This is a genomic window from Accumulibacter sp. (genome assembly GCF_029255145.1).
GTDB lineage: Bacteria > Pseudomonadota > Gammaproteobacteria > Burkholderiales > Rhodocyclaceae > Accumulibacter.
In genome coordinates this window covers 1-20,433 of the sequence record NZ_JAPUVQ010000139.1, presented here as the reverse complement: position 1 = coordinate 20,433, position 20,433 = coordinate 1, and the positions used below count along the sequence as shown (strand labels likewise).

Below are 20,433 nucleotides of genomic sequence, written 5' to 3'. Positions count from 1 at the left end.
GGGTCACTGCGTCGGCGCGATCGCTGGCGCGAGAAGCCAACCCGAAGTGCGGGTACCGGCAGCAGCCATGTAGAATTCGCGGATGTCAAATCCCGCCCCCGCCAGACCCGGCTTCGCAGCCGACTCCCCGACCAGCGCGGTGATTCCTGTTTCGCTGCTCAATCGCCTGGCGCGCGAAAGACTAGAATCGTCCTTTCCGCTGTGCTGGGTCGCTGGCGAGGTGTCCAACCTCAGCCATGCGCCTTCGGGACACGTTTATTTCTCGCTCAAGGACAGCGCCGCGCAAGTTCGCTGCGTGATGTTCCGCAGCCGCGCTCAGGTCCTCGGCTGGCGCCTGGAAAACGGCCTGCAGATCGAGGCGCGCGTACTGGTCACACTCTACGAAGCACGCGGCGAATTTCAGCTAAACGTCGAGGCTGCGCGCCGCGGTGGCGTCGGCCGACTCTACGAGCAATTCCTTCGCCTCAAGGAAAAGCTTGAACGCGAAGGACTTTTCGCCAGCGAGATCAAGCGCGCCTTGCCCGCGTTTCCGCGCCGGGTTGGCGTCGTCACCTCGACGCAAGCGGCCGCCCTGCGCGACGTCCTGAGCACCCTCGCACGCCGCGCCCCGCAGGTCAGCATCGTGCTCTATCCGACGCCGGTGCAGGGAGAAGGCGCAGCCGCCCAGATCGCCGCCGCCATTCGCTGCGCCGGCGAGCGCCACGAGTGCGATCTGCTGATCGTCTGCCGTGGTGGCGGCAGCATCGAGGACCTGTGGGCTTTCAACGACGAGCTCGTGGCACGGGCGATTCGTGCCTGCGGGCTGCCGGTGATTTGCGGTGTCGGCCACGAAAGCGACTTCAGCATCGCCGACTTTGCCGCCGATCAGCGGGCGCCGACACCAACCGCCGCGGCCGAGCTGGCGGCACCCGAACGAGCTGCCCTGCTAGCGCGTCTGGCGGCCAGCGAAACGACGCTGCGCCGCCGGGTCGAGCAGCTCCTCAACCAGCGGAGCCAACAGCTCGACTGGCTGGCGCGCCGCCTGCTACATCCGGCACAGGCTCTCGCCGCTCAGCGCGAGCGCCTGCGCAATCTGCAGCGGCGGCTCGCTGCCGGCCAGCGGCTGGTCAGCGCGCAAGCGCGCGGCGAGCTCGCCAGCTTCGGCCGCCGGCTGCTGCTCAACCGCCCCGATCCGGGGCGCCAGGCCAGCCGGCTGGCGGCGCTGGCGCCGCGACTGCGCAGCGCCTGGCACGAAATCCGGCAACACAAGGCCGCCGACCTGGACCGCCTGCACCACGGCCTGGCGCACCTCAACCCGCAGGCGGTCCTGGCGCGCGGCTACAGCGTTGTCGCCGACGACCAGGGGCAGCTCATCCGCGACAGCCAGACCCTCGAGCCAGGCCAGAGGATTGCGGTGTTGTTCCACCGCGGTCGCGCCGACGCAGCCGTGCTGGCGGTGAATCAGGCTGAGCCGCCGGACCCGCCCCTATCGCGCGAAGGATTCTGAGCTCTCGAAAGCTCTTGATCGGAGTCGCGCAAGGAGGCCGGGCCCGGCAGCGGGTCGCCCCTGGTTGCCGCCAACAGCGGCGCCAAGAGCCAATGGCTGCCGACCCCCCAAATTCATTCTCGCCACCCGACTCTCTCCGATCGCGTAGCCGATCGGTCACGGCGACAGACTATGGGGAAGTTGCGCCAAGCGCCGCGGCGACACCGGCAGCCTATGGCTCGCGCCTGGCCAGGAAGCGGTCAAGCTGCGCTGCGAACGCTTGCCGGTCGCGCTGGCTGAAAGCCGCCGGCCCGGAGAGGTTGACACCGCTGCCGCGCAGCTCTTCCATGAAATTGCGCATGTCCAGGCGTTCGCTGATGTTTTCGCGGGAATACAGATCACCGCGCGGATTCAAGGCGTGCGCGCCGCGGTCGACGACCTGCGCGGCCAACGGGATGTCAGCGGTTATCACCAGGTCGCCAGCTTGCAGCTCGTCCACGATGCGCGTGTCGGCGACATCGAAACCGGCCGGCACCTGCAGACAACGGATGTAAGGCGACGGTGGCACGCGCAGCGTCTGGTTGGCGATCAGGGTGGTGATGATCCCGGTGCGCTGTGCGGCGCGAAAGAGAATTTCCTTGATCACGCCGGGGCAGGCGTCGGCATCAACCCAGATTTGCATTTCGTGGCACCGTGATGGAGGCCTCCACGGTAGCAAGACAGCGCGTTCAACGCCAGCTGAGCCCCGTGCAAAACCCGTGCGAGAGCGCCTGCGAGAGGGCTCTGCCACGCCTCGCCGTTGGCACCGTTCCAAGGCGCCCCCCAACTTCTTCGGCTTTGCTGCCAACGAACCCTCGACCGCGGCCGCAGTCTGGGCTGGATCAACTCGCAGCGTTCCGCTCAGAAGACGTCTCCGGCACCGAGCTCGCTGCGACGCTGGTTGTCTTGCCGGCGTTCAGGTCGACTTGGCAACCGCAACGGCCTCGGCATGCGTTGCCCGGTCAATGTCGGTCGCGAACTGCGCACGGCGACATGCGAAAGGCAGCGCGCAATCGCCGTGAGCCGGTCCGGCCAAATGGACGGAATCGACTTGGAACTTGTGGCGTACCCCCAGCCAGGAAGGTCCGGTTGCTGTCGCCAGCGGCGCCAATGCCGGAGATCGGACCGGCGCCACGACTGTCCTGCTCGTTGCTTTCCATCCGTATGTCTCCTGAAACCACTCGTTGTCTTGGTCTGGTTGCATCGTAGGAAGCGGATCAGCAATACGGAAATGCCATGAATTGCTCTATTGATGCGATACTCACACAGGTCGAAGCGTGGATGATCGGCAAGAGTTAAGAGTTGTAACAGGAGGCGGCGCAGGTGAAGATCGATTTCGATGGCATCCAGGCCTTCGTTGCCATTGCCGAGCTTGGCGGCTTCAGCAAGGCGGCTGAATACCTGCATGTAACACAGACGGCGCTGACGCGCCGCCTGCAGAAGCTGGAAGCCTATCCCGACCTGCGGCTGCTCGAACCGCGGCCGGACGCGATTTCATGCCGTAAGCGAAGGGAATCGTCGACGACGTCACGCGCGTCGTCGGGCGACTCAAGGACACGTCCAGGCAGGGTGGCGGAAAATTCACCCTCGCCTGCATCCCGACCATGACTTCGCGCAGACTGCCGGAATCAATGCGCCGTTACGCGCTGATTCATCAGGCCAATCGCATCCGGATCGCCGATGCCAACGGCTTCGAGGTCCGCCATCGGTCGACCGCGGTCGGCCTGGTCGCCGCCGGGGTCGGCGTTGCCATCCTCCCTGCGGCGACGCTCGAAGAAGGCGCGGACCATGGCCTTTGCCGCCTCCCGCTCGTCAGACCGGTAATCAAACGCAAGGTCTGCATGATCACCAAGCGCAACAGCACGCTGTCCCCGGCGGCGAGCGCTTTCTTTGATCTGCTGATGACGCAGGAGAGTGTGGTGGGCCAGTCATGATTACTCTTGTCCTCGGCCTGGTGATCTTTCTCGGTGTGCATTCGCTGCGCATTTTCGCCGATGGCTGGCGCAGCCAGGTGCGTACGCGCATCGGCGTGAACGCCTGGAAGGGCGGCTACTCCCTGCTCTCTCTGCTCGGCTTCGGGCTGCTGGTCTGGGGTTACGGGCAGGCACGGCTTGATCCCGTGCAGCTGTGGACTCCGATGATCGGAACGCGCCATCTCGCGGCGCTCCTGATGCTGCCGTCGTTCATCCTGCTGGCCGGCGCGTATGTGCCGCAGAACGGCATCAAGGCACGCGTGCACCATCCGATGGTGCTGGCCGTCAAGGTCTGGGCGCTGGCGCACCTGCTGGCCAACCACACGCTGGCCGACCTGGTACTTTTCGGCAGCTTGCTGGTCTGGTCCGTGCTCGATTTCCGCTCGTCAAGGCAGCGCGATCGCGCCGCTGGCACCGTCTATCCGGCGGGTACCCTGACCGGCAGCGTCGCCACGGTGGCGGTGGGCGCGGTGGCCTGGGCGGTGTTCGCGTTCTGGGCGCACGCCTGGCTGTTTGGCGTGCGGCCATTCGGCTGAAGCGCCTGCGCTTGCAACGTGAGGCGAGCTGTCGCCCGCGACAGCAAGTGGCACCCAGCCCAAGCCCGTTGCAGGCGGACGTGATGGCGCCAGCCTGAGGCATTCCCCGAACGAACGATCAGCGCTTGCGGCGAGAGTCGGGCAAACGTCGTCCTCGCCATGCCGCTGCCCGGCGAACGCGAGCGGCCCTGCGAGATCGTCGCCCCACCCCTGGGCGCCGATCGGGCTGAGCGCCTGGAGGCGCTGCTGGCACCGGCTCGCGAGTTCGGACCGCCTGGTCGAGCATTGCTCGCGTTCGCCCCTTGTCGCCGCCTGCGTCATCGGTGCTCCCGCAGGCGCTTCTCGATCCCGACGATGAGGTAGGCCAGTACGCCGACCGCGAAAATCTCCAGCCACTGGCGGACGCCGATTGGCGCCGTCGCAAACAGTCGGTTGAGCAACGGCAGGTAGGTCAATAGGGCCTGCAGGACGGCCATCATCACGACGCCGTACCACACCGCAGGATTGGCGAACAGGCCGACGTGCAGTGCGGAGCGCGTCAGCGAACGGCAGTTGAAGAGATACATCGCCTCGACGACGACGAAGACGTTGAGGGCGACGGTGCGCGCTTCGGCCAACGGCTGCCCGAGCGCGATTTCGCGCAGGAAGAGCCCGAAGGAACCGGCAAGCAGCAGCAGGCTGACCAGCACGATCCGCCAGACCAGCGCCCGGTCGAGAATCGGCGTACCCGGCTGGCGCGGTTTGCGCTGCATGACGTTTGCCTCGATCGGCTCGAAGGCCAGCATCAGCCCGAGGAACACCGCGGTGGTCATGTTGATCCACAGAATCTGCAGCGGCGTGATCGGCAAGGTGACTCCGGCGACAACGGCCGCCAGGATCACCAGGCCCTCGCCGAAGTTGGTCGGCAGCGTCCAGGTAATGAACTTCACCAGGTTGTCGTAGACTCCCCGCCCTTCCTCGACCGCCGCCTCGATGGCCGCGAAATCGTCGTCGGTGAGCACCATGTCGGCTGCATCCTTGGCCACTTCGGTGCCGGCCATCCCCATCGCGATCCCGATGTCGGCCTGCTTCAGCGCTGGCGCGTCGTTGACGCCGTCGCCGGTCATCGCCACCACCTCGCCATTGGTCTGCAGCGCACGCACCAGTCGCAGCTTCTGTTCGGGCTCGACGCGGGCAAAGACGTTGACCGTCCTGACAACCTCGCACAAACGCTGGTCGTCGAGTACCGCCAGTTCGGCGCCGGTAAGCGCACTCTCGCCGGCCTGGGCGATAGCCAGTTGGCGGGCGATCGACAGTGCCGTGACGGCATGGTCGCCGGTGATCATCTTGACCGCGATGCCGGCGGCGTGACAGGTATTGACCGCGGCAAGGGCTTGCGGGCGCGGTGGGTCGATCATCCCCACCAGCCCGATGAACTCCAGGCCGGCATCCGCGCTGCTCTGGTCCAGCACTGCTGCCGGGCCGCCGACCAGACGGGCCATCGCCAGAACCCGCAAGCCTTCGCCAGCCATCTCGCGGGCGGCGCTGGCGACCTCGTCCTGGCGCAGCGGCACCGTCTGACCGTCAGCGTCGAGCATGCGCACCGAGCGCGGCAGCAACTGCTCCAGCGCACCCTTGAAATAGACCACCTGCCGTCCTTCGATCTGGTGCAAGGTCGCCATGTACTGTCGTGCCGAATCGAAGGGGATTTCGTCGAGGCGGGGGCAGGTCTTGAGGACGCTGCGCTCGTCGAGCCCAGCCTTGCGCGCGACGACCAGCAGCGCGCCTTCGGTAGGGTCGCCGACGACCTCCCAGCGCCCGTTGTCGCTGGTCAGCCCGGCGTCGTTGCAGAGCACGCCGGCCAGCAGGCATTCACGCGCCGCGCCGGCGATCTGCTCGCCGCTGCCAAGCTGACCGTCCGGCGAGTAACCGCTACCGCTGACCGCGAGCTGCACGCCACCAGCGTACAGCTCGCGGACGGTCATCTGGTTCTCGGTCAGGGTGCCGGTCTTGTCCGAACAGATGACCGTCGTGCTGCCGAGCGTTTCGACCGCCGGCAACTTGCGGATGATCGCGCGTTTCCTGGCCATCCGCGACACACCAATGGCCAGGGTGATGGTCATCGCCGCCGGCAGCCCTTCGGGGATCGCCCCGACGGCCAGTGCCACCGCGGCCATGAACATCTCGAAGGCCGACGAACCGCGCCACATGCCGACGGCAAAGGTGAGCACCGCGAGCAGGCCGATAGCGATCAGCAGCCAGTTGCTGAACACCGCCATCTTGCGCGTCAGCGGCGTGGTCAGATCCGGGGCCTCGGCAATCAGCCGCGAGATGCGACCGGTTTCGGTGCGGTCGCCGGTCGCCACCACGACCCCTGCACCGCGACCGGTGATCATCACCGTACCGGCGTACGCCATGTTGCTGCGCTCGGCAAGGACGGTTTCCTTCGGCAGCACGTCGCCGTGCTTGGCGACCGCCGTCGATTCGCCGGTCAAGGCGGATTCGATGGCCTGCAACTCTTTGGCGCGGAACAGTCGCAGGTCGGCCGGAACCTTGTCGCCAGCGGCCAACAGCACCACGTCGCCAGGAACCAGTTCGGTCGATGGCAAACGCTGCTTGCCGCCGCCGCGCAGCACCGTCACCTCGCTACTGACCGAGCGCGCCAGCGCCGCCAGCGCATTCTCGGCGCGGCCCTCCTGGATGAAGCCGATTACCGCGTTGACCAGGGTGACGCCAAAGATCACCCCGGAATCGACCCACTCGCCGAGGAAAGCGGTGACCACGCCGGCTAGCAGCAGCACCACGACCAGTGGCTGGACGAACTGCAGGGCAAAGCGCAGCACGGGTCCTTTGCCCGGTCTTGCGGTAATCCGGTTCTCACCGTGCACGGCGCGACGAGCGAGCACCTCGCCTTCGGCAAGGCCGTCGTCGCAGCAGGCGGCCAGACGTGACGCCGCCTCGTCTGCGGCGATGTGATGCCAGTCGTTGTGCTCGGGTGGCTCGCTCATTCCGTTGCCCGACCGTCGAGCCGCCGGAGGCGGCCAGCACCGCGGGCGCTGTGGTCGAGCACGCTCACCACAGCCGATCGCCCGGATCGGTTCTTTCTTGCCGCCATCTGCTACGGATCATTTTGTTTTCCCGGGGTCGCATCGTTCGCCCGCTACATTATAGTGCAGCGGGCTCGCCACCTTTGTGGCTGGTATTTTCGCCCCCGCGAGAATCCGGACGGCGAACCGGCAGGACCGGCGAGGAGCAGGGCGCGCATCGCGTTGCGGCTTTGGCCCGCGAGGCGCAAACTCCGCCTACGGCGGCGTTGCCCGGCGTGCTGCTGTCGGAAAAATTGACAGTCGCCAGATGTTTTCTTCGTCTTTGGCACTAACCAGCTGACTGGAAGCTATTATTTAGCTTGGTTCAATTATTGCTTCCCAGACTTGGTCGTCCTGGATTGCTCGCATGCTTGGATATTTCAAACGCCGGTGCGTATTGCTCGGCTTGCTGCCAATGATGCTACTTGCGGCCAGCGTCGCAGCACACCCCATCGACCACGATGAGCAGCGACAGCGCAGCGACACCAGCGGCCGCCGTGAAGCACTGGCCGAGACCCCTGCGCTGGCCGAACCGCGTCAGCTAGGCGACGACGGCGTAGCCAGCGCCTTGCCGTCTGCGGGCAGTGACGACCGCCGTGCCGCCTGGCCTGGAGACGCTTCGCGTGGCGTCGAGCAGGAGTCATCAGCTTCATTGTTTGTGGCAGAACGGCCTGGTGGCGACCGGGACGCGAGCTTGACCGGCGTCGAGCAACGCGATCCGCTGGCCAGGGTGCTGCGTTCAGTGCTCAACGTGAATCGCCAGAGCGATGCGGGAGCAGCGGCTTCATCGGCGCCACGGGCAGCGCGTACCGACCAGCAGACTGGCCTGGAACTCGACGGGGACCTCGCCGCGGCGGCCCTGAAGATGGAGGAATCGCTGGCGGAGGTGGTCCGCGAGGCGCTCGATGCGCGCGTCGACGACGACGGCCGGGTCACTTTCTCGCTGGCTGGCCTGGCCGGTTTTCACCTTACCTCGCGCGACGGAGCGGTGTTGCTTGGCCACGGCGACACCACGCTGGCACTCACTCGGGACACCGGCGGCTCCCTTGAGCGCCGAGTTGCCGAACTGGACGCTGAACGCTCGCAGCAGGAGTTGCCGCCGCAGGGTGCCAATCTGTTGGGCGAGTTGCTCAACACCGTCGTCGCCATGCTCCGCTATCCGCTGGTCTGGGTGGTGGTCTTGATGCTGGTGATCGGCAAGATCGCGCTGATGATCGCTACTGCGCAGACCAGGAAGCGGTCACGGTCCCACCGGGTCAGCGCCGGCAGCCAACAGACCAAGGTCAAGCGTTCCCGCTCCCGGTACAAGCTGCGCTCCAGAGTCCGGCTCCAGCAACACTGAGCGGCCGTGCATCGGCCCGAGGCCGTCGCCGCTGCGCTCCGATCGCTGCCAACCCGGCCCACCTGGCCGCCCTGAAATCCCCGGGCTGGATTCAGCGGCTATCTCCAAGTATCCGTTTTAAAATGCCATTTCGTTCCGGAGCCGGCTACTCCCGCTTGCGGTATACTGCAAGCGTCGCCGCTGCACGTTCATTCCTCGCGGCCTTCCTTCTGATCTCTCCACTCCCCAGGAACCCATCATGTTGCAGAAATCTGCCTCTTTCCCTGGAATTCAGGGCCCTATCGTCACGATCGTCATGGACGGCTACGGGATTGCCAGGTCCGACCTCGGCAGCGCCATCGCTGCCGCCAGGAAGCCCACGCTCGATCGCCTGTTTGCCAATTACCCGAACATCAGCCTGCGCGCGCATGGCATCGCTGTCGGCATGCCGTCCGACGACGACATGGGTAACTCCGAAGTCGGCCATAACGCCATCGGCGCCGGACAGGTTTACAGCCAGGGCGCCTCGCTGGTCGCCGACGCCATCGCTGCCGGGTCGATCTGGCAGGGGGCGGCGTGGCAACAGGTCGTCGCCGGCGCCAAGGCCGGGCGCGGCGTGCTGCATTTTCTGGGCCTTTTTTCCGACGGCAACGTGCATAGCCACATCGACCACCTGCGGGCGATGATCGTTCGCGCCAGGGACGAAGGAGTGCAGGCCGTGCGGGTGCATATCCTGCTTGATGGACGCGACGTTCCGGAGACCAGCGCGCTCGACTATGTGCTGCCCTTCGAGGCCTTTCTGGCCGAAGTCAGCGTCGGCGGCTTCGACGCCCGCATTGCCTCGGGTGGCGGCCGGATGAAGATCACCATGGACCGCTACGAGGCGAACTGGAAGATGGTCGAGAACGGCTGGCAAACGCACGTCCTCGGCCAAGGTGAGCAGTACGGCAGCGCTTCGGCTGCCGTCGAGGCGCTGCGCGTCAAGTTTCCGGGAACCATCGATCAAGACCTGCCGCCGTTCGTGATCGGCAACGACGGCCAGCCGGTCGGGACCATCGAGGACGGCGATTCGGTAGTCTTCTTCAACTTCCGCGGTGACCGCTCGATCGAAATCACGCGCGCTTTCGAAGAAGCGGCTTTCGACAAGTTCGATCGGCTGCGCGTGCCGAAGGTGACCTACGCCGGCATGTTGCAGTACGACGGCGACCTGAAGCTCCCCAAGCGCTTTCTGGTCGATCCACCGGCGATTCTCGATACCATGGGCGAATGGTTTGCCAAGGCCGGAATCACCCAGTTCGCCTGCTCCGAGACGCAGAAATTCGGGCACGTGACGTATTTCTGGAACGGCAACCGCTCGAACAAGTTCGACGGCGAGACCTATCAGGAGGTGCTGAGCGACGTGGTTCCCTTCGAACAGCGGCCGTGGATGAAGGCCGCCGAGATCGCCGACGCGATGATCGCCGCGCTGCAGAGTGGCCAGTACCGGACTTTGCGCTGCAACTTCGCCAACGGTGACATGGTCGGCCACACCGGCAGTTTCCGGGCGGCGACGATGGCCATCGAGGCGGTGGACCTGCAACTGGCGCGGATCCTGCCGGTCATCGACGCGCTGGGCGGCGTGGCGCTGATCACCGCCGACCACGGCAACGCCGACGAGATGTACGAAATCGACAAGAAGACCAAACAACCGGCGAAAAACATCGACGGCTCATTCAAGGCCAAGACCGCGCACACCCTGAATCCGGTGCCGTTCATCCTTTACGACAACGTCAGCGGCGGCAGGCTGGGTCTGCAGCAGACGCCCACCGCCGGCCTCTCGAACATCGCGGCGACGATCGCCAATCTGCTCGGTTTCGAAAAACACGCCAAGTGGGACGATAGCCTGCTGGTCGTCAAGTAGCGCCCAGTCGTCGCACCGGTGTAACTCGCAGAGAGCGCCTCAGTACCCCGGACGGCCGCCGCAGGGCGGCCGTCGTTGTTCAGGGAAGGCGCTGCTCCAGCGCGTAGAGTTCCTCGACGGTTTCGCGGCGGCGAACCAGGTGCGCTTGCGTGCCATCGACCATCACTTCGGCGGCGCGCGGCCGGGTGTTGTAGTTCGAACTCATGGCCATGCTGTAGGCGCCGGCCGACAGGATCGCCAGCAGGTCGCCGTCGGCCAGCGTCAGCTCGCGGCCGTGGCCGAGAAAATCGCCCGATTCGCAGACCGGACCGACGATTTCCCAGGTGGTCGGCGCACCCTGCCGGCTTACGACCGGAACGATGTCGTGCCAGGAGCCGTACAGCGCCGGGCGGGCAAGGTCGTTCATCGCGGCGTCGACGATCGCAAAATTCTTCACTTCACCCGGTTTCAGGTACTCGACCCGAGTCAACAGCAGACCGGCGTTGCCGACCACGCGCCGTCCGGGTTCGAGCAGGATGCGCAGCGACCGTCCCTTGAGCTTTGCCAGCAGCGGCTGCAGGTAGGCCTCGACGGTGGTGAGCGCGTCGCTGTCGCGATAGCGGATGCCGAGGCCACCGCCGAGGTCGACGTGATGGACGGCGATACCGTCGGCGGCGAGCTGGTCGATCAGCGCCAGCAGCTTGTCGAGCGCTTCGGCAAACGGCGCCGGGTCGAGCAGTTGCGAGCCGATGTGGCAGTCGATGCCACTGATCTCCACGTTGGCCAGGCCGGCCGCCCGTCGGTACAGAGCGCGAGCCTCGTCGTAAGCGACGCCGAACTTGTTCTCCTTGAGGCCGGTCGAGATATAGGGGTGTGTTCCGGCGTCGACGTCGGGATTGACTCGCAGGCTGATCGGCGCTTTCTTGCCAAGCTTCGCGGCGACGCCATTCAGACGCTCGAGTTCGGCCGCCGATTCGACGTTGAAGCATAGAATGCCGGTGGTCAGAGCCAGCTCCATCTCTGCCGCCGACTTGCCGACGCCCGAAAAGACGATCCGCTGCGGGTCGGCGCCGATGGCCAGTACGCGCTTGAGTTCGCCTGCCGAAACGATGTCGAAGCCGGCGCCACGGCGGGCGAGAACGTCGAGCACTGCCAGGTTGGAGTTGGCCTTGACAGCATAGCAGACGAGCGCGTCAAGGCCGCGCAGTTCGCGCTGGAACTCGTCGAGCGCACTCTCCAGCGCCTGTCGGGAGTAGACCCAACACGGCGTGCCGAACTCTGCGGCGACGTCGGTCAGCGCGACCGACTCGGCGTGCAGCACGCCGCCGTGGCGGCTAAAGGCGCTCATCGGGCTGGCTCCCCGGCCGTGCTAGAATCGTCCGCAGCCGGCGCCGGATAGTTGGTCGACGGATTGGTCGAAGGGGGCACGACGTCGGCGTCCGCGGTGGCCGGCACGCTTGCGCTCACCGGTTTCGGAGGGAGCCGCAGCGATCCCTTGGTGCCACAGGCGCCAAGCGCGATCGTCGCCAGCAAGGCCAGCACAGGATATTGCCGCATAGGTCAGGGTGCCAAAACGAAAAATGGTAGCACAGGATGAATGATAGCGAATTCAACGCGCTCGCCAACGCGGCGCTGCAGCACATCGAAGCCGGGCTGGAGCGTAGCGCAGCCGATCTGGACTTCGAGATGATCAGCGACAGCGTGCTCGAAATCGAGTTTGCCGACGGCAGCAAGATCATCGTCAATCGACACGACGCGGCCCGCGAAGTCTGGGTGGCGGCGCGCTCCGGCGGTTTCCACTACCACTGGGACGGCAGCAGCTGGCAGGATACCCGTGGCGGCGAAGAGCTGATGATCGCGCTGTCCCGGCTGGTTTCCGAGCAGGCCGGGGAAGCCGTGTCGCTGGTTTAGGAAGCTGCCGGCACGCAGCAGCGGACGATCAGAGTGCCAGCTGCAGACGGGCGCCGGCGACGGTCGTGTTCGGCAGGTAGAGACCCGGGTTGAAGATGCGCTGAATGACCGGCTGCACGACCACCCCGGGTGCGAGTAGCGCCCGATAGGTGATTTCCACCGCTGTTTCGGCCGACGACGACAGCCGCGCGCCGGCGCCTTCGGACAACAGGGTTCGCCCTTGCGGCCCGACGTGCGCACGCGTAGCGGCAACCCCGAAGCTGTCGTTCTCGCGGCTGGCGAACAGTCCGCGGTAGTTGACACCGGCGCTGACCGAGTAGTCGATGTTGTTGGTCTTGCCGTCGGTGATTCCGTAGCGGACGAAGGCCGTCAGGTTCCGATTCGATCCCGCTTCGCGATAGACGGTTTGCTCGCCGAGCAGGTAAGCGCCCCAGTGGGTTGTCAGCAGGGGGTCGCCGGCGGCATTGGTCGCCACCAGTTCCGGAAATTGCGGCGTAAAGCGCCACGCACCCAGCGCCAGCTTGCTGGTCGCTGCGAAGCCGTCGTCCTGGCGCTCGGTCGACGCCGCTTGGTCGGCAAGCCAGCCCGCTTTGGCCGGACTGAGGCCGACTTCGCCAATGGTCATGCTGCCGCTGCCCTGCTGCCAGCTGAGGTTTGGTCCGGCGGTCGCGACGCGATCGCTCGACACTCCCCGGGTGACCGCCAGCATGGCGTACCAGGCGGGGTCGGGGTCGACCCGCAGGCGGGCGCCATAGGTGCTCGTCGCATAGATCGACGGACCGGCCAGGGTGCCGGAATCGGCGGCCTCGGCAGCCATCCCGAACGACGGGTGGAGAAACACGCCCGACGATTCGGTGACGTAGAATTCGGAATCGATCGGGTACAGGCCGACCCGCAGCGAGGCCTTGTCGTCCAGAAACGATTGCTGCAGCCAGGCCTGGAAGATGCCGCTGCGGTTGACCGGCGCTTCGAAGTTGTCGACGCCCATCAGGCTGCCGACGTAGTTCAGATTGACCCGCCCGCCGCTGTTGCCGATCACTTGCAGGTAGGCCGAGCCGCCTTGCCAGCCGACAAGTTTCCGACCGTCGAGCTGGACGATCAGGTCGAGGTGACCCATGGCCGCGCCACCGCTCTGCAGGCCGCCGCCGTTGTTGCGCAGGTAGTCGGCGGTGTACAGCGCGTCGATTTGCACGCCGGCATCGTACAGCCGCTTGCGGGCACCGCCCCAGTCGGCGCCGAGGGTCGTTTCGCGCCAGTCCGGGGCGCCATCGGCCGCCGCGCTATCGTCTGCGGGTGCGGTTTCGCTTTCCAGCGAATCGGCCGCTTCGGCTCTACCGTCAGCTGCTGCAGCACGCGCGGCGATGGGTTGGGCGATCAGCGAGGCGAGCAGCATGACGCCGCGCGCGGCTCCGAGCGCTTGTTTTGCCATCCACATCCTATTTTTCTTTCAGCGAGATGACCGCCACCCGGGGTGGCGTCGGATTGGTCGAACAACCGGTGCAGCCGCCGCAGCCTTGGCTCTTGCTGGCGGAGGCTCTTCGGTGCGCGGCTTCGGGGTCGGCTGTCGCATAACCTACACGCTGCGCCAGCGTCGCACAACGTTCGCCAAGCGTGTCGCGCAAGATGCCAGGCAGCAGTCGCCAGATCACGACAGTGGCGGCGCAGGCGACCACGCCGAAGACCAGCAACTCCTCAAGCATGGCCACCTCCGACGAAAAGCAGCGCCACACGGTAGGTGATGAACGCCGCACCGTAGGCCAGCGCGAACAGATAACCGGCCATCAGCAGCGGGTAGCGCCACGAATTGGTTTCGCGTTTGACCACCGCCAGCGTCGACAGGCACTGCGGCGAGAAAACGTACCACGCCAGCAGCGAGAACGCGGTCGGTAGTGACCACCCGGCAGCCAGCATCGGTGCCAGCTGCGCCGACAGGTCATCGCCAGCGGCCGACAGCGCATAGACCGTGCCGAGCGCGCCGACGGCGACTTCCCGCGCTGCCATGCCGGGGACCAGGGCGATCGAGATCTGCCAGTTGAAGCCGATCGGCGCAAAAATGACTTCCAGCGCATGCCCGAGCATGCCGGCATAGCTGTACTGGATCGCCGGGCCGATGGCGCCGTCGGGTGCCGCTGGAAAGGTCGACAGGAACCACAGGACGATCATCAGCGCCAGGATGATGTTGCCGACCCGCCGGATGAAGATCCGGGCGCGTTCGATCAGCCCAAGCACCAGATTGCGGCCATGTGGCCACCGGTACGATGGCAGTTCGAGCATCAGCGGATGCTGCAGGCCCTTGGCGACGGTCAGCTTGAGCGCGCCGGCAACGGCCATCGCGCTGACCACGCCGGCGACGTAGAGGATGAACAGCACCAGCCCCTGCAGATTGAAGACGCCAGCCACCGTCGTCTGCGGAATGAAGGCGCCGATGATCAGCGCGTACACCGGCAGGCGCGCCGAACAGGTCATCAGCGGGGCGATCATGATCGTCGCCAGCCGGTCGCGCCAGTTGGTGATGGTGCGTGCCGCCATGATCCCGGGGACCGCGCAGGCAAAACTCGACAGCAGCGGAATGAACGATCGCCCCGACAAACCGACGGTGCCCATCAAACGGTCGAGCAGGAAGGCCGCGCGCGGCAGGTAACCGGAATCCTCGAGGGCCAGGATGAACAGGAACAGGATCAGGATCTGCGGCAGGAAAACCAGTACGCTGCCGACGCCGGCGACGACGCCATCGACCAGCAGGCTGCGCAGCAGTCCCTCGGGCAGATGCGCCGCGAGCAGGGCGCCGAAAGCCTCGACACCGGCCTTGATCAGCTCCATCGGTGGCGCGGCCCAGCTGAACACCGCCTGGAACATCAGGAACAGGGTTGCCGCGAGGACGAGCATTCCCCAGACCGGGTGCAGCACGATGCGATCGATCCGCTCGTCGAAGCGGGTGTCGATTGCCGGTTCGCGGATGCAGGTGGCCAGGATCCGCCGCACTTCGCGCTGCGTGGCGGCGACGTCGGCGACATCCGGCGGCAGCCAGTCGACGGCGCGTTGCGGACCGTCGGGCAGCTTGCCTTCAAGCTGCTCGATCAAGGCGCTGGCGCCACCGCGCTGGACGGCGATGGTGTTGACCACCCGCATGCCCAACTCGCGCTCCAGGGCGGCTACGTCGATTTCGATGCCGCGTTTGCTGGCCAAGTCGGTCATGTTCAGCGCCAGCATCATCGGCAGCCCCAGGCGCCTCACTTCCAGCACGAGGCGCAGGTTGAGCTTGAGGTTGGTGGCGTCGCTGACGCAGACGATCAGGTCGGGGCGCTGTTCGCCGGCCAGCGTACCGAGGACCACGTCGCGGGTAATCTCCTCGTCGATGCTGACGGCGTTGAGACTGTAGGCGCCAGGCAGATCGAGGATCCGGAAGCGCTTGCCTGCGGGGGTCGTCAGTTGCCCCTCCTTGCGGTCGACGGTCACGCCAGGATAGTTGGCGACCTTCTGCCGGCTGCCGGTCAGCAGGTTGAACAGGGCGGTCTTGCCGCAGTTCGGGTTGCCGAGCAGAACCAGGCTCAGTGCTGCACCTGCCGGGATCGTGGTATTCATCGAAGGCATCACATTCGTGGCAGTGGCGGTGTTCACGCGCTTTCCACCGTGCCGGCACGCAGCGGCGCAACCAGCACCCGTTCGGCTTCGAACTTGCGCAGAGCGAACATTGTGCTGCCGACCCGCACCGCCAACGGTTCGCCGCCCGGAAATCCGCGCGCAACGACCCGCACACGTTCGCCGTCGACAAAACCGACCTCGACCAGCCGTAGAGCCAGTTCGCGATCGGCAGCGTCGCCGCTGCCGGCAAGAGCACCGGTGCTGACGGTACCTTCCTGCCCCTGCGGCAGTTCGAACAGGGTAATCAATTCCATTGGCTTCATGACAGCTACGCCCTTCCCCGGCGTGCCGTTTCAGGTGCACGCCTGTGAAAACGCCCAAAAAAAACCGCGAGAACCTGGCTCGCGAAACTCTGCCGCCGTCAGCGCGGCGGCAACCGGCTAAGACCCGATCGACCACCCTCTCAATATACATGAGAATCATTCGCATCGGAATGGGTTGGCGGAACTTTCTGCGGAAAAAATGTACCGCAAACCGGACGCTTGCCGATCGCCCTGATCCACTCGCGACAGATTGCCGCAGACCCGGCCAGGATCTTGCCCACAGGGTACTATGGCGGCTTTCGACTGCTTCAAGGGACTGCATCGACCGATGTCGCGAACGGATCACGAGCAGCCACAGGCTTTCTGGCCGGGTACCGCGAATCCGCTCGTGCGGCTGGTCGCGCTGCGCCGGATCGAGGTGCTGACTCAGTCCGTGGTCCTGGTGCTGGCGGTGGCCTGGCTCAAGATCCCGCTCGAGGTCGTACCGATGGCGGCGGTCATCGCGCTGCTCGCCGCGGTCAATCTGCGCACCCAATGGCGCCTGGAACGTGGTGGCCCGGTCAGCGAACGCGAAGTCTTCCTGCATCTGGCGATCGATGTCGGCGCTCTGGGCGTGCTGCTGTACTTTGCCGGTGGTTCGGCCAACCCATTCGTTTCGCTGTTCCTGTTGCCGCCGATGCTGGCGGCGGCGATGCTGCCGGCCCGGCACGCCTGGGCGATGGCCGGACTGACGTTGGCCGTCTACACCTTCCTGGTCTTCTGGAAATTGCCGCTGCCGCCGCCGCAGGGCGATCTGGCGCAGTTCGACGCGCTGCTTGCGCGCGCCACCGGCGACGCGACCGAACACGCCGGACATGGCAGCGGCTTTGCCCTGCACGTCCTCGGGATGTGGCTGAACTTCGCAATCAGCGTCGTCGTCGTGGCCTTCTTCCTGACGCGCATGGCCGCCGCCCTCAAGGATCGCGAACGCGAACTCGCTGGCGCCCGCGAAGCGGTGCTGCGCGACGAGCAGATTCTCTCGCTGGGCACGCTTGCCGCCGGCGCCGCGCACCAGCTGGGAACGCCGCTGGGAACGATGGCCGTGGTGATCCGCGAGATCGAGTTGAACCATCGCGACAATCCGGAGTTGACCGAAGACCTGCAGCTGTTGCGGGCACAGGTCGATCGCTGCAAGCAGACGATCTCGCAGCTCCTCGCCTCGACCGACCACAGCCGCGACAAAAGCCTGCGCCCGCTGGCGCTCGACGCCTACCTGCACCGTTTGCTTGACGAATGGCAACTGATCCGGCCGCACGCGCTGCTCGGCGTGGCGCTGCAGGGCGAGCAGCCGGCGCCGTCGATCGTCGCCGACCGGACGCTGGCACAAGCGATCCTGAACCTGCTCGACAACGCCGCCGACGCCCACGGCGCCAGCGGCGAAGCGCTGAGCTTCGCTGCCTGCTGGACTACGGAAAGTTGCCGAATCGAGATCCTCGATCGCGGCCCAGGGCTGGCTGCCGAGGCTCGACGGCGCCTTGGCGAGGCCTTTTTCACGACCAAGACGGATCACACGACAGATCAGCCGCAGCGTACCGCCGGCATTGGCATCGGCCTGTTTCTGAGCAACGCGACGCTCGAGCGTTTTGGCGGTAAGGTCGAACTCTTCAACCGTGACGACCCACGTGGCGGCGCCTGCACGCGCGTCACCCTCCCGCTCACCCGACTGAAGGCCCGAACGCATGACGGCAACGCCTGAACCAGGTACACAGCCTCCTGACGACGAGCGATCGACGCTGCTGCTGGTCGACGACGACGACGTGTTCCGCCGCGTCCTGGCGCGCGCCCTTGAACGCCGTGGTTACGCGGTCACCGTTGCCGGCGCGGTCGATGCGGCGATGGTCAAGGCCCAGCAGCAGCCTCCCGAGTACGCCGTGGTCGACCTCAAAATGCCCGGCGAATCAGGACTGGTCTTGATCGAGAAACTGATCGAGCTGGACCCCAACACGCGGGTCGTGATGCTTACCGGCTACGCCAGCATCGCCACCGCGATCGAGGCGATCAAACTTGGCGCCATTCACTACCTGGCCAAGCCCTGCGATGCCGACCAGGTCGTTGCCGCGCTCAACAAGAGCAGTGACGGCGACTCGGCGACGCCCGTTGCCGGCTCGCCGCTGTCGATCGACCGGCTTGAGTGGGAACACATCCAGCGCGTCCTGGCCGAGCACCAGGGCAATGTCTCGGCGACCGCGCGGGCGCTGAAAATGCACCGCCGCACGCTGCAGCGCAAGCTCGGCAAACGGCCGGTGAGGGAGTGAGCGAGTGGCCGTGGAACAGATCGGGCAAGCCGCGCTGGCCAGCATGCGGATCGACAAGTGGCTGTGGACGGCACGCTTCTACAAGACGCGCTCGCTGGCGGCGCAGGCGGTCGCCGCCGGCCACGTCAAACTTGCCGGGCACACGGTCAAGGCCGCCCGCGAACTGCGTCCGGGCGACGAGCTCGAAATCGGCGTCGGCGACACCGTCTGGAAGATCGTCGTGCGTGGCCTCAACGCGCAACGCCGGCCGGCGGTCGAGGCGCAGCGGCTCTACGAAGAGACCGTCGAGAGCCACCAGCGACGCGCCGCGCAACAAGAGGCGAGGCGCCTCGCGCCGGCACCGGGCAGTGATCTGCGCGGTCGACCAACCAAGAAGGCACGGCGGCTGATCCGGGTTTTCACCGACAACTGCTGAAGCGGCTCCAGCCGGTCTGGGTGTTTGACCGGGCGAGCACTGGCGGCGATACTATCCGCCGCGGGCCGGCTTCCCGATCGTTTTCTGGTACGGCCATTTCCACGCTGGCGCCGAAGGCGCAGGAGGCTGTCGCGATGACCCCGATCAAGACCATCGGCGGATTGCCGAATCTCGGCCCGAAGTCGACCGCGATGCTGGCTCTGGCGGGCATCGATTCGGTCGAGCAGCTGCGCGAGGTCGGCACAGTTGTCGCCTACCTCCGGGTCAAGGCCGTCAGCGACCGGGCCAGCCTGAACCTGCTGTGGGCTCTCGAAGGCGCGCTGACCGGTCTTTCCTGGCAGCAGGTTGCGCGTACCGAGCGCACCCGCCTGCTGTTGGCGCTCGACGACCAGCAGCGTTTGCCCGCCTGACCGGCGGCCGGCGAGGTCCGCATGATCTACCGCTTGCTGGCCGACGCGGTCGTCGCGCTGCATCTGCTGTTCGTCGCCTTCGTCATTCTCGGGGGCTTCGCGGCGCTACGCTGGCCTAAGCTGGCGCTGGTGCACATCCCGGCCGCATGCTGGGGCGCGGTCATCGAAGCGAGCGGCTGGGCTTGCCCGCTGACGCCGCTGGAGAACAGCCTGCGCCAAGCGGCGGGTGCCGCCGGTTACGACGGCAGCTTCGTCGAGCAGTACCTGCTGCCGATCGTCTACCCGGCCGGCTTGACACGCGGTATTCAACTCGGACTGGCGGCGCTGGTGGTGGCAGTCAATCTTGCTGTGTATGGCTGGCTGCTGTATCGTCGGCGGCGATAGCGACCGCGCTGCGACAGCGGGGTGAGGGCAGCATTCAATCGGGTCGCGTCGTGCTCAATGCAACAGGCATCGGCACCCGCATCCCTTCCGAATAGAACCAGGCCTTGAACTTGGCCATCTGCTTGATCCGGTCGGTGTACAGCGTCAGCTTGTCCGAGGGGGCGAAGATTTTCGCCATCAATTTGGCGTCGGGCTCGCTGACCCGCAGCGCCAGGAAGTTGGCCACGGCGGTAAACAGGGACGCATCGAAATCCTTGGCCTCCTGCGAGGCCACGACGAAAGACAGTCCATACTTTCGGCATTCCTTGGCCATCGTCGGTATCAGCTTCAAGCGCGCCGCGCGGTGCGCCTCGTCGAAGATCACAGCATGGGTGATGCGGTCTTGCGGGCCGCGCCGGAACATCGACTGGTAGAGGTGATGCAACACGAAGGTGGAAAACGCCCGTTGCAGCACTTCGTTCTGCGAACTGTGGATTTGCACCAGGGCCGGCGTCGCGCTGTCGAGCAGGCTCGGCGCACCCACAGTGGCCTCGAACAATCCGTAATCCGCCAGTTCTGCCAGCCGGGTCATCAGCCCCCTGTCCGGCTTGACCTCGGCCTTGAGCAGATCGTAGAAAGTGCAAAAAGGTGGGATTTTCCCACGCGTACCCACGGCCCAACCCAGGTCGGCGTAGCTCTGCTTGATCGCCTCTCGCACCCGACCCAGTTGCACGTGTAGTGGTCAAGTAATTTCGGACACCGGGATAGGTTGTTTTTCTGCCATTTGATGTTCATAGACATTCGGCGGCAGGTAACCGAGTTTCGAGTGCAGGCGGGTGCTGTTGTAGAAGCCGACG

Annotated in this window: 21 protein-coding genes; 12 read left to right on the top strand and 9 right to left on the bottom strand. The window is 65.8% G+C overall.

What is annotated here, in order from left to right:
- Nucleotides 1-82 precede the first annotated feature (82 nt).
- Entirely contained in the window at nt 83-1,486 is a 1,404-nt protein-coding gene (gene xseA / locus Q1L50_RS17025) for an exodeoxyribonuclease VII large subunit (protein WP_300341028.1), read from the top strand.
- Nucleotides 1,487-1,697: 211 nt separating this feature from the next.
- On the opposite strand, the gene Q1L50_RS17020 is transcribed toward xseA, so the two are convergent.
- Nucleotides 1,698-2,147 (bottom strand): YaiI/YqxD family protein, encoded by a 450-nt coding sequence (locus Q1L50_RS17020; RefSeq protein ID WP_300341026.1) that lies wholly within the window; start codon nt 2,145-2,147, stop codon nt 1,698-1,700.
- 680 nt (nt 2,148-2,827) lie between these two features.
- Between Q1L50_RS17020 and Q1L50_RS17015 the strand changes: the two genes are divergently transcribed.
- Genes Q1L50_RS17015 through Q1L50_RS17005 form a run of 3 tightly spaced genes read left to right on the top strand, consistent with a single transcriptional unit; the run spans nt 2,828 to nt 4,013 of the window.
- Entirely contained in the window at nt 2,828-3,112 is a 285-nt protein-coding gene (locus Q1L50_RS17015) for a LysR family transcriptional regulator (protein WP_300341023.1), read from the top strand.
- Nucleotides 3,109-3,438: a LysR substrate-binding domain-containing protein gene (locus Q1L50_RS17010; RefSeq protein WP_300341020.1), complete on the top strand. Its 330-nt coding sequence runs from the start codon at nt 3,109-3,111 to the stop codon at nt 3,436-3,438. Before Q1L50_RS17015 ends, Q1L50_RS17010 begins: the two co-directional genes overlap by 4 nt.
- On the top strand, nt 3,435-4,013 hold the full coding sequence (locus tag Q1L50_RS17005) for an NnrU family protein (RefSeq protein WP_300341018.1): 579 nt from the start codon (nt 3,435-3,437) through the stop codon (nt 4,011-4,013). Before Q1L50_RS17010 ends, Q1L50_RS17005 begins: the two co-directional genes overlap by 4 nt.
- Nucleotides 4,014-4,330: 317 nt before the next feature.
- Here Q1L50_RS17005 and Q1L50_RS17000 read toward each other — a convergent pair whose 3' ends face one another.
- Nucleotides 4,331-7,000, bottom strand: a complete 2,670-nt coding sequence (locus Q1L50_RS17000) for a cation-transporting P-type ATPase (RefSeq protein ID WP_300341015.1) — start codon at nt 6,998-7,000, stop codon at nt 4,331-4,333.
- A 493-nt stretch (nt 7,001-7,493) separates the two neighbouring features.
- Here Q1L50_RS17000 and Q1L50_RS16995 point away from each other — a divergent pair, with 493 nt between their 5' ends.
- A complete protein-coding gene (locus Q1L50_RS16995; RefSeq protein ID WP_300341013.1) occupies nt 7,494-8,420 on the top strand; it encodes a hypothetical protein in 927 nt (308 codons plus the stop codon).
- A gap of 238 nt (nt 8,421-8,658) precedes the next feature.
- Nucleotides 8,659-10,299: a 2,3-bisphosphoglycerate-independent phosphoglycerate mutase gene (gene gpmI, locus Q1L50_RS16990; protein WP_300341010.1), complete on the top strand. Its 1,641-nt coding sequence runs from the start codon at nt 8,659-8,661 to the stop codon at nt 10,297-10,299.
- A gap of 79 nt (nt 10,300-10,378) precedes the next feature.
- Here gpmI and lysA read toward each other — a convergent pair whose 3' ends face one another.
- Nucleotides 10,379-11,626 carry a diaminopimelate decarboxylase gene (lysA, locus tag Q1L50_RS16985; protein ID WP_300341007.1) on the bottom strand — a complete coding sequence of 416 codons (1,248 nt, stop codon included), beginning with the start codon at nt 11,624-11,626 and terminating at the stop codon, nt 10,379-10,381.
- A complete protein-coding gene (locus Q1L50_RS16980) occupies nt 11,623-11,835 on the bottom strand; it encodes a lipoprotein (protein ID WP_300341004.1) in 213 nt (70 codons plus the stop codon). Before Q1L50_RS16980 ends, lysA begins: the two co-directional genes overlap by 4 nt.
- Before the next feature lie 36 nt (nt 11,836-11,871).
- Here Q1L50_RS16980 and cyaY point away from each other — a divergent pair, with 36 nt between their 5' ends.
- Entirely contained in the window at nt 11,872-12,189 is a 318-nt protein-coding gene (gene cyaY, locus Q1L50_RS16975) for an iron donor protein CyaY (protein WP_300341003.1), read from the top strand.
- A 28-nt stretch (nt 12,190-12,217) separates the two neighbouring features.
- Here cyaY and Q1L50_RS16970 read toward each other — a convergent pair whose 3' ends face one another.
- Genes Q1L50_RS16970 through Q1L50_RS16955 form a run of 4 tightly spaced genes read right to left on the bottom strand, consistent with a single transcriptional unit; the run spans nt 12,218 to nt 16,085 of the window.
- Complete coding sequence (locus tag Q1L50_RS16970; RefSeq protein ID WP_300341000.1) at nt 12,218-13,618, bottom strand: carbohydrate porin; 1,401 nt, start codon at nt 13,616-13,618, stop codon at nt 12,218-12,220.
- 7 nt (nt 13,619-13,625) lie between these two features.
- The gene (locus Q1L50_RS16965; RefSeq protein ID WP_300340997.1) at nt 13,626-13,889 is read right to left on the bottom strand and encodes a DUF6587 family protein; all 264 of its coding nucleotides are present in this window, start codon (nt 13,887-13,889) and stop codon (nt 13,626-13,628) included.
- Nucleotides 13,882-15,780 carry a ferrous iron transporter B gene (locus Q1L50_RS16960; RefSeq protein ID WP_300341120.1) on the bottom strand — a complete coding sequence of 633 codons (1,899 nt, stop codon included), beginning with the start codon at nt 15,778-15,780 and terminating at the stop codon, nt 13,882-13,884. The genes Q1L50_RS16965 and Q1L50_RS16960 overlap by 8 nt, the downstream gene beginning before the upstream one ends.
- Nucleotides 15,781-15,803: 23 nt before the next feature.
- On the bottom strand, nt 15,804-16,085 hold the full coding sequence (locus Q1L50_RS16955; protein ID WP_300340994.1) for a FeoA family protein: 282 nt from the start codon (nt 16,083-16,085) through the stop codon (nt 15,804-15,806).
- A 337-nt stretch (nt 16,086-16,422) separates the two neighbouring features.
- Here Q1L50_RS16955 and Q1L50_RS16950 point away from each other — a divergent pair, with 337 nt between their 5' ends.
- The 5 genes from Q1L50_RS16950 to Q1L50_RS16930 all read left to right on the top strand — a co-directional run bounded on the left by Q1L50_RS16950 (nt 16,423) and on the right by Q1L50_RS16930 (nt 19,597).
- Nucleotides 16,423-17,829, top strand: a complete 1,407-nt coding sequence (locus Q1L50_RS16950; RefSeq protein ID WP_300340991.1) for an ATP-binding protein — start codon at nt 16,423-16,425, stop codon at nt 17,827-17,829.
- Nucleotides 17,813-18,388, top strand: coding sequence for a response regulator transcription factor (locus tag Q1L50_RS16945; RefSeq protein ID WP_300340989.1), 576 nt, complete (start codon nt 17,813-17,815; stop codon nt 18,386-18,388). The genes Q1L50_RS16950 and Q1L50_RS16945 overlap by 17 nt, the downstream gene beginning before the upstream one ends.
- A gap of 43 nt (nt 18,389-18,431) precedes the next feature.
- Entirely contained in the window at nt 18,432-18,803 is a 372-nt protein-coding gene (locus Q1L50_RS16940) for an RNA-binding S4 domain-containing protein (protein WP_300341117.1), read from the top strand.
- 134 nt (nt 18,804-18,937) lie between these two features.
- Nucleotides 18,938-19,213 (top strand): TfoX/Sxy family protein, encoded by a 276-nt coding sequence (locus tag Q1L50_RS16935; protein ID WP_300340986.1) that lies wholly within the window; start codon nt 18,938-18,940, stop codon nt 19,211-19,213.
- A gap of 21 nt (nt 19,214-19,234) precedes the next feature.
- Nucleotides 19,235-19,597, top strand: a complete 363-nt coding sequence (locus Q1L50_RS16930) for a DUF2784 domain-containing protein (protein ID WP_300340983.1) — start codon at nt 19,235-19,237, stop codon at nt 19,595-19,597.
- A gap of 34 nt (nt 19,598-19,631) precedes the next feature.
- Here Q1L50_RS16930 and Q1L50_RS16925 read toward each other — a convergent pair whose 3' ends face one another.
- Nucleotides 19,632-20,309 (bottom strand): type IV secretory system conjugative DNA transfer family protein, encoded by a 678-nt coding sequence (locus tag Q1L50_RS16925; RefSeq protein ID WP_300340981.1) that lies wholly within the window; start codon nt 20,307-20,309, stop codon nt 19,632-19,634.
- Nucleotides 20,310-20,433: the final 124 nt, after the last annotated feature.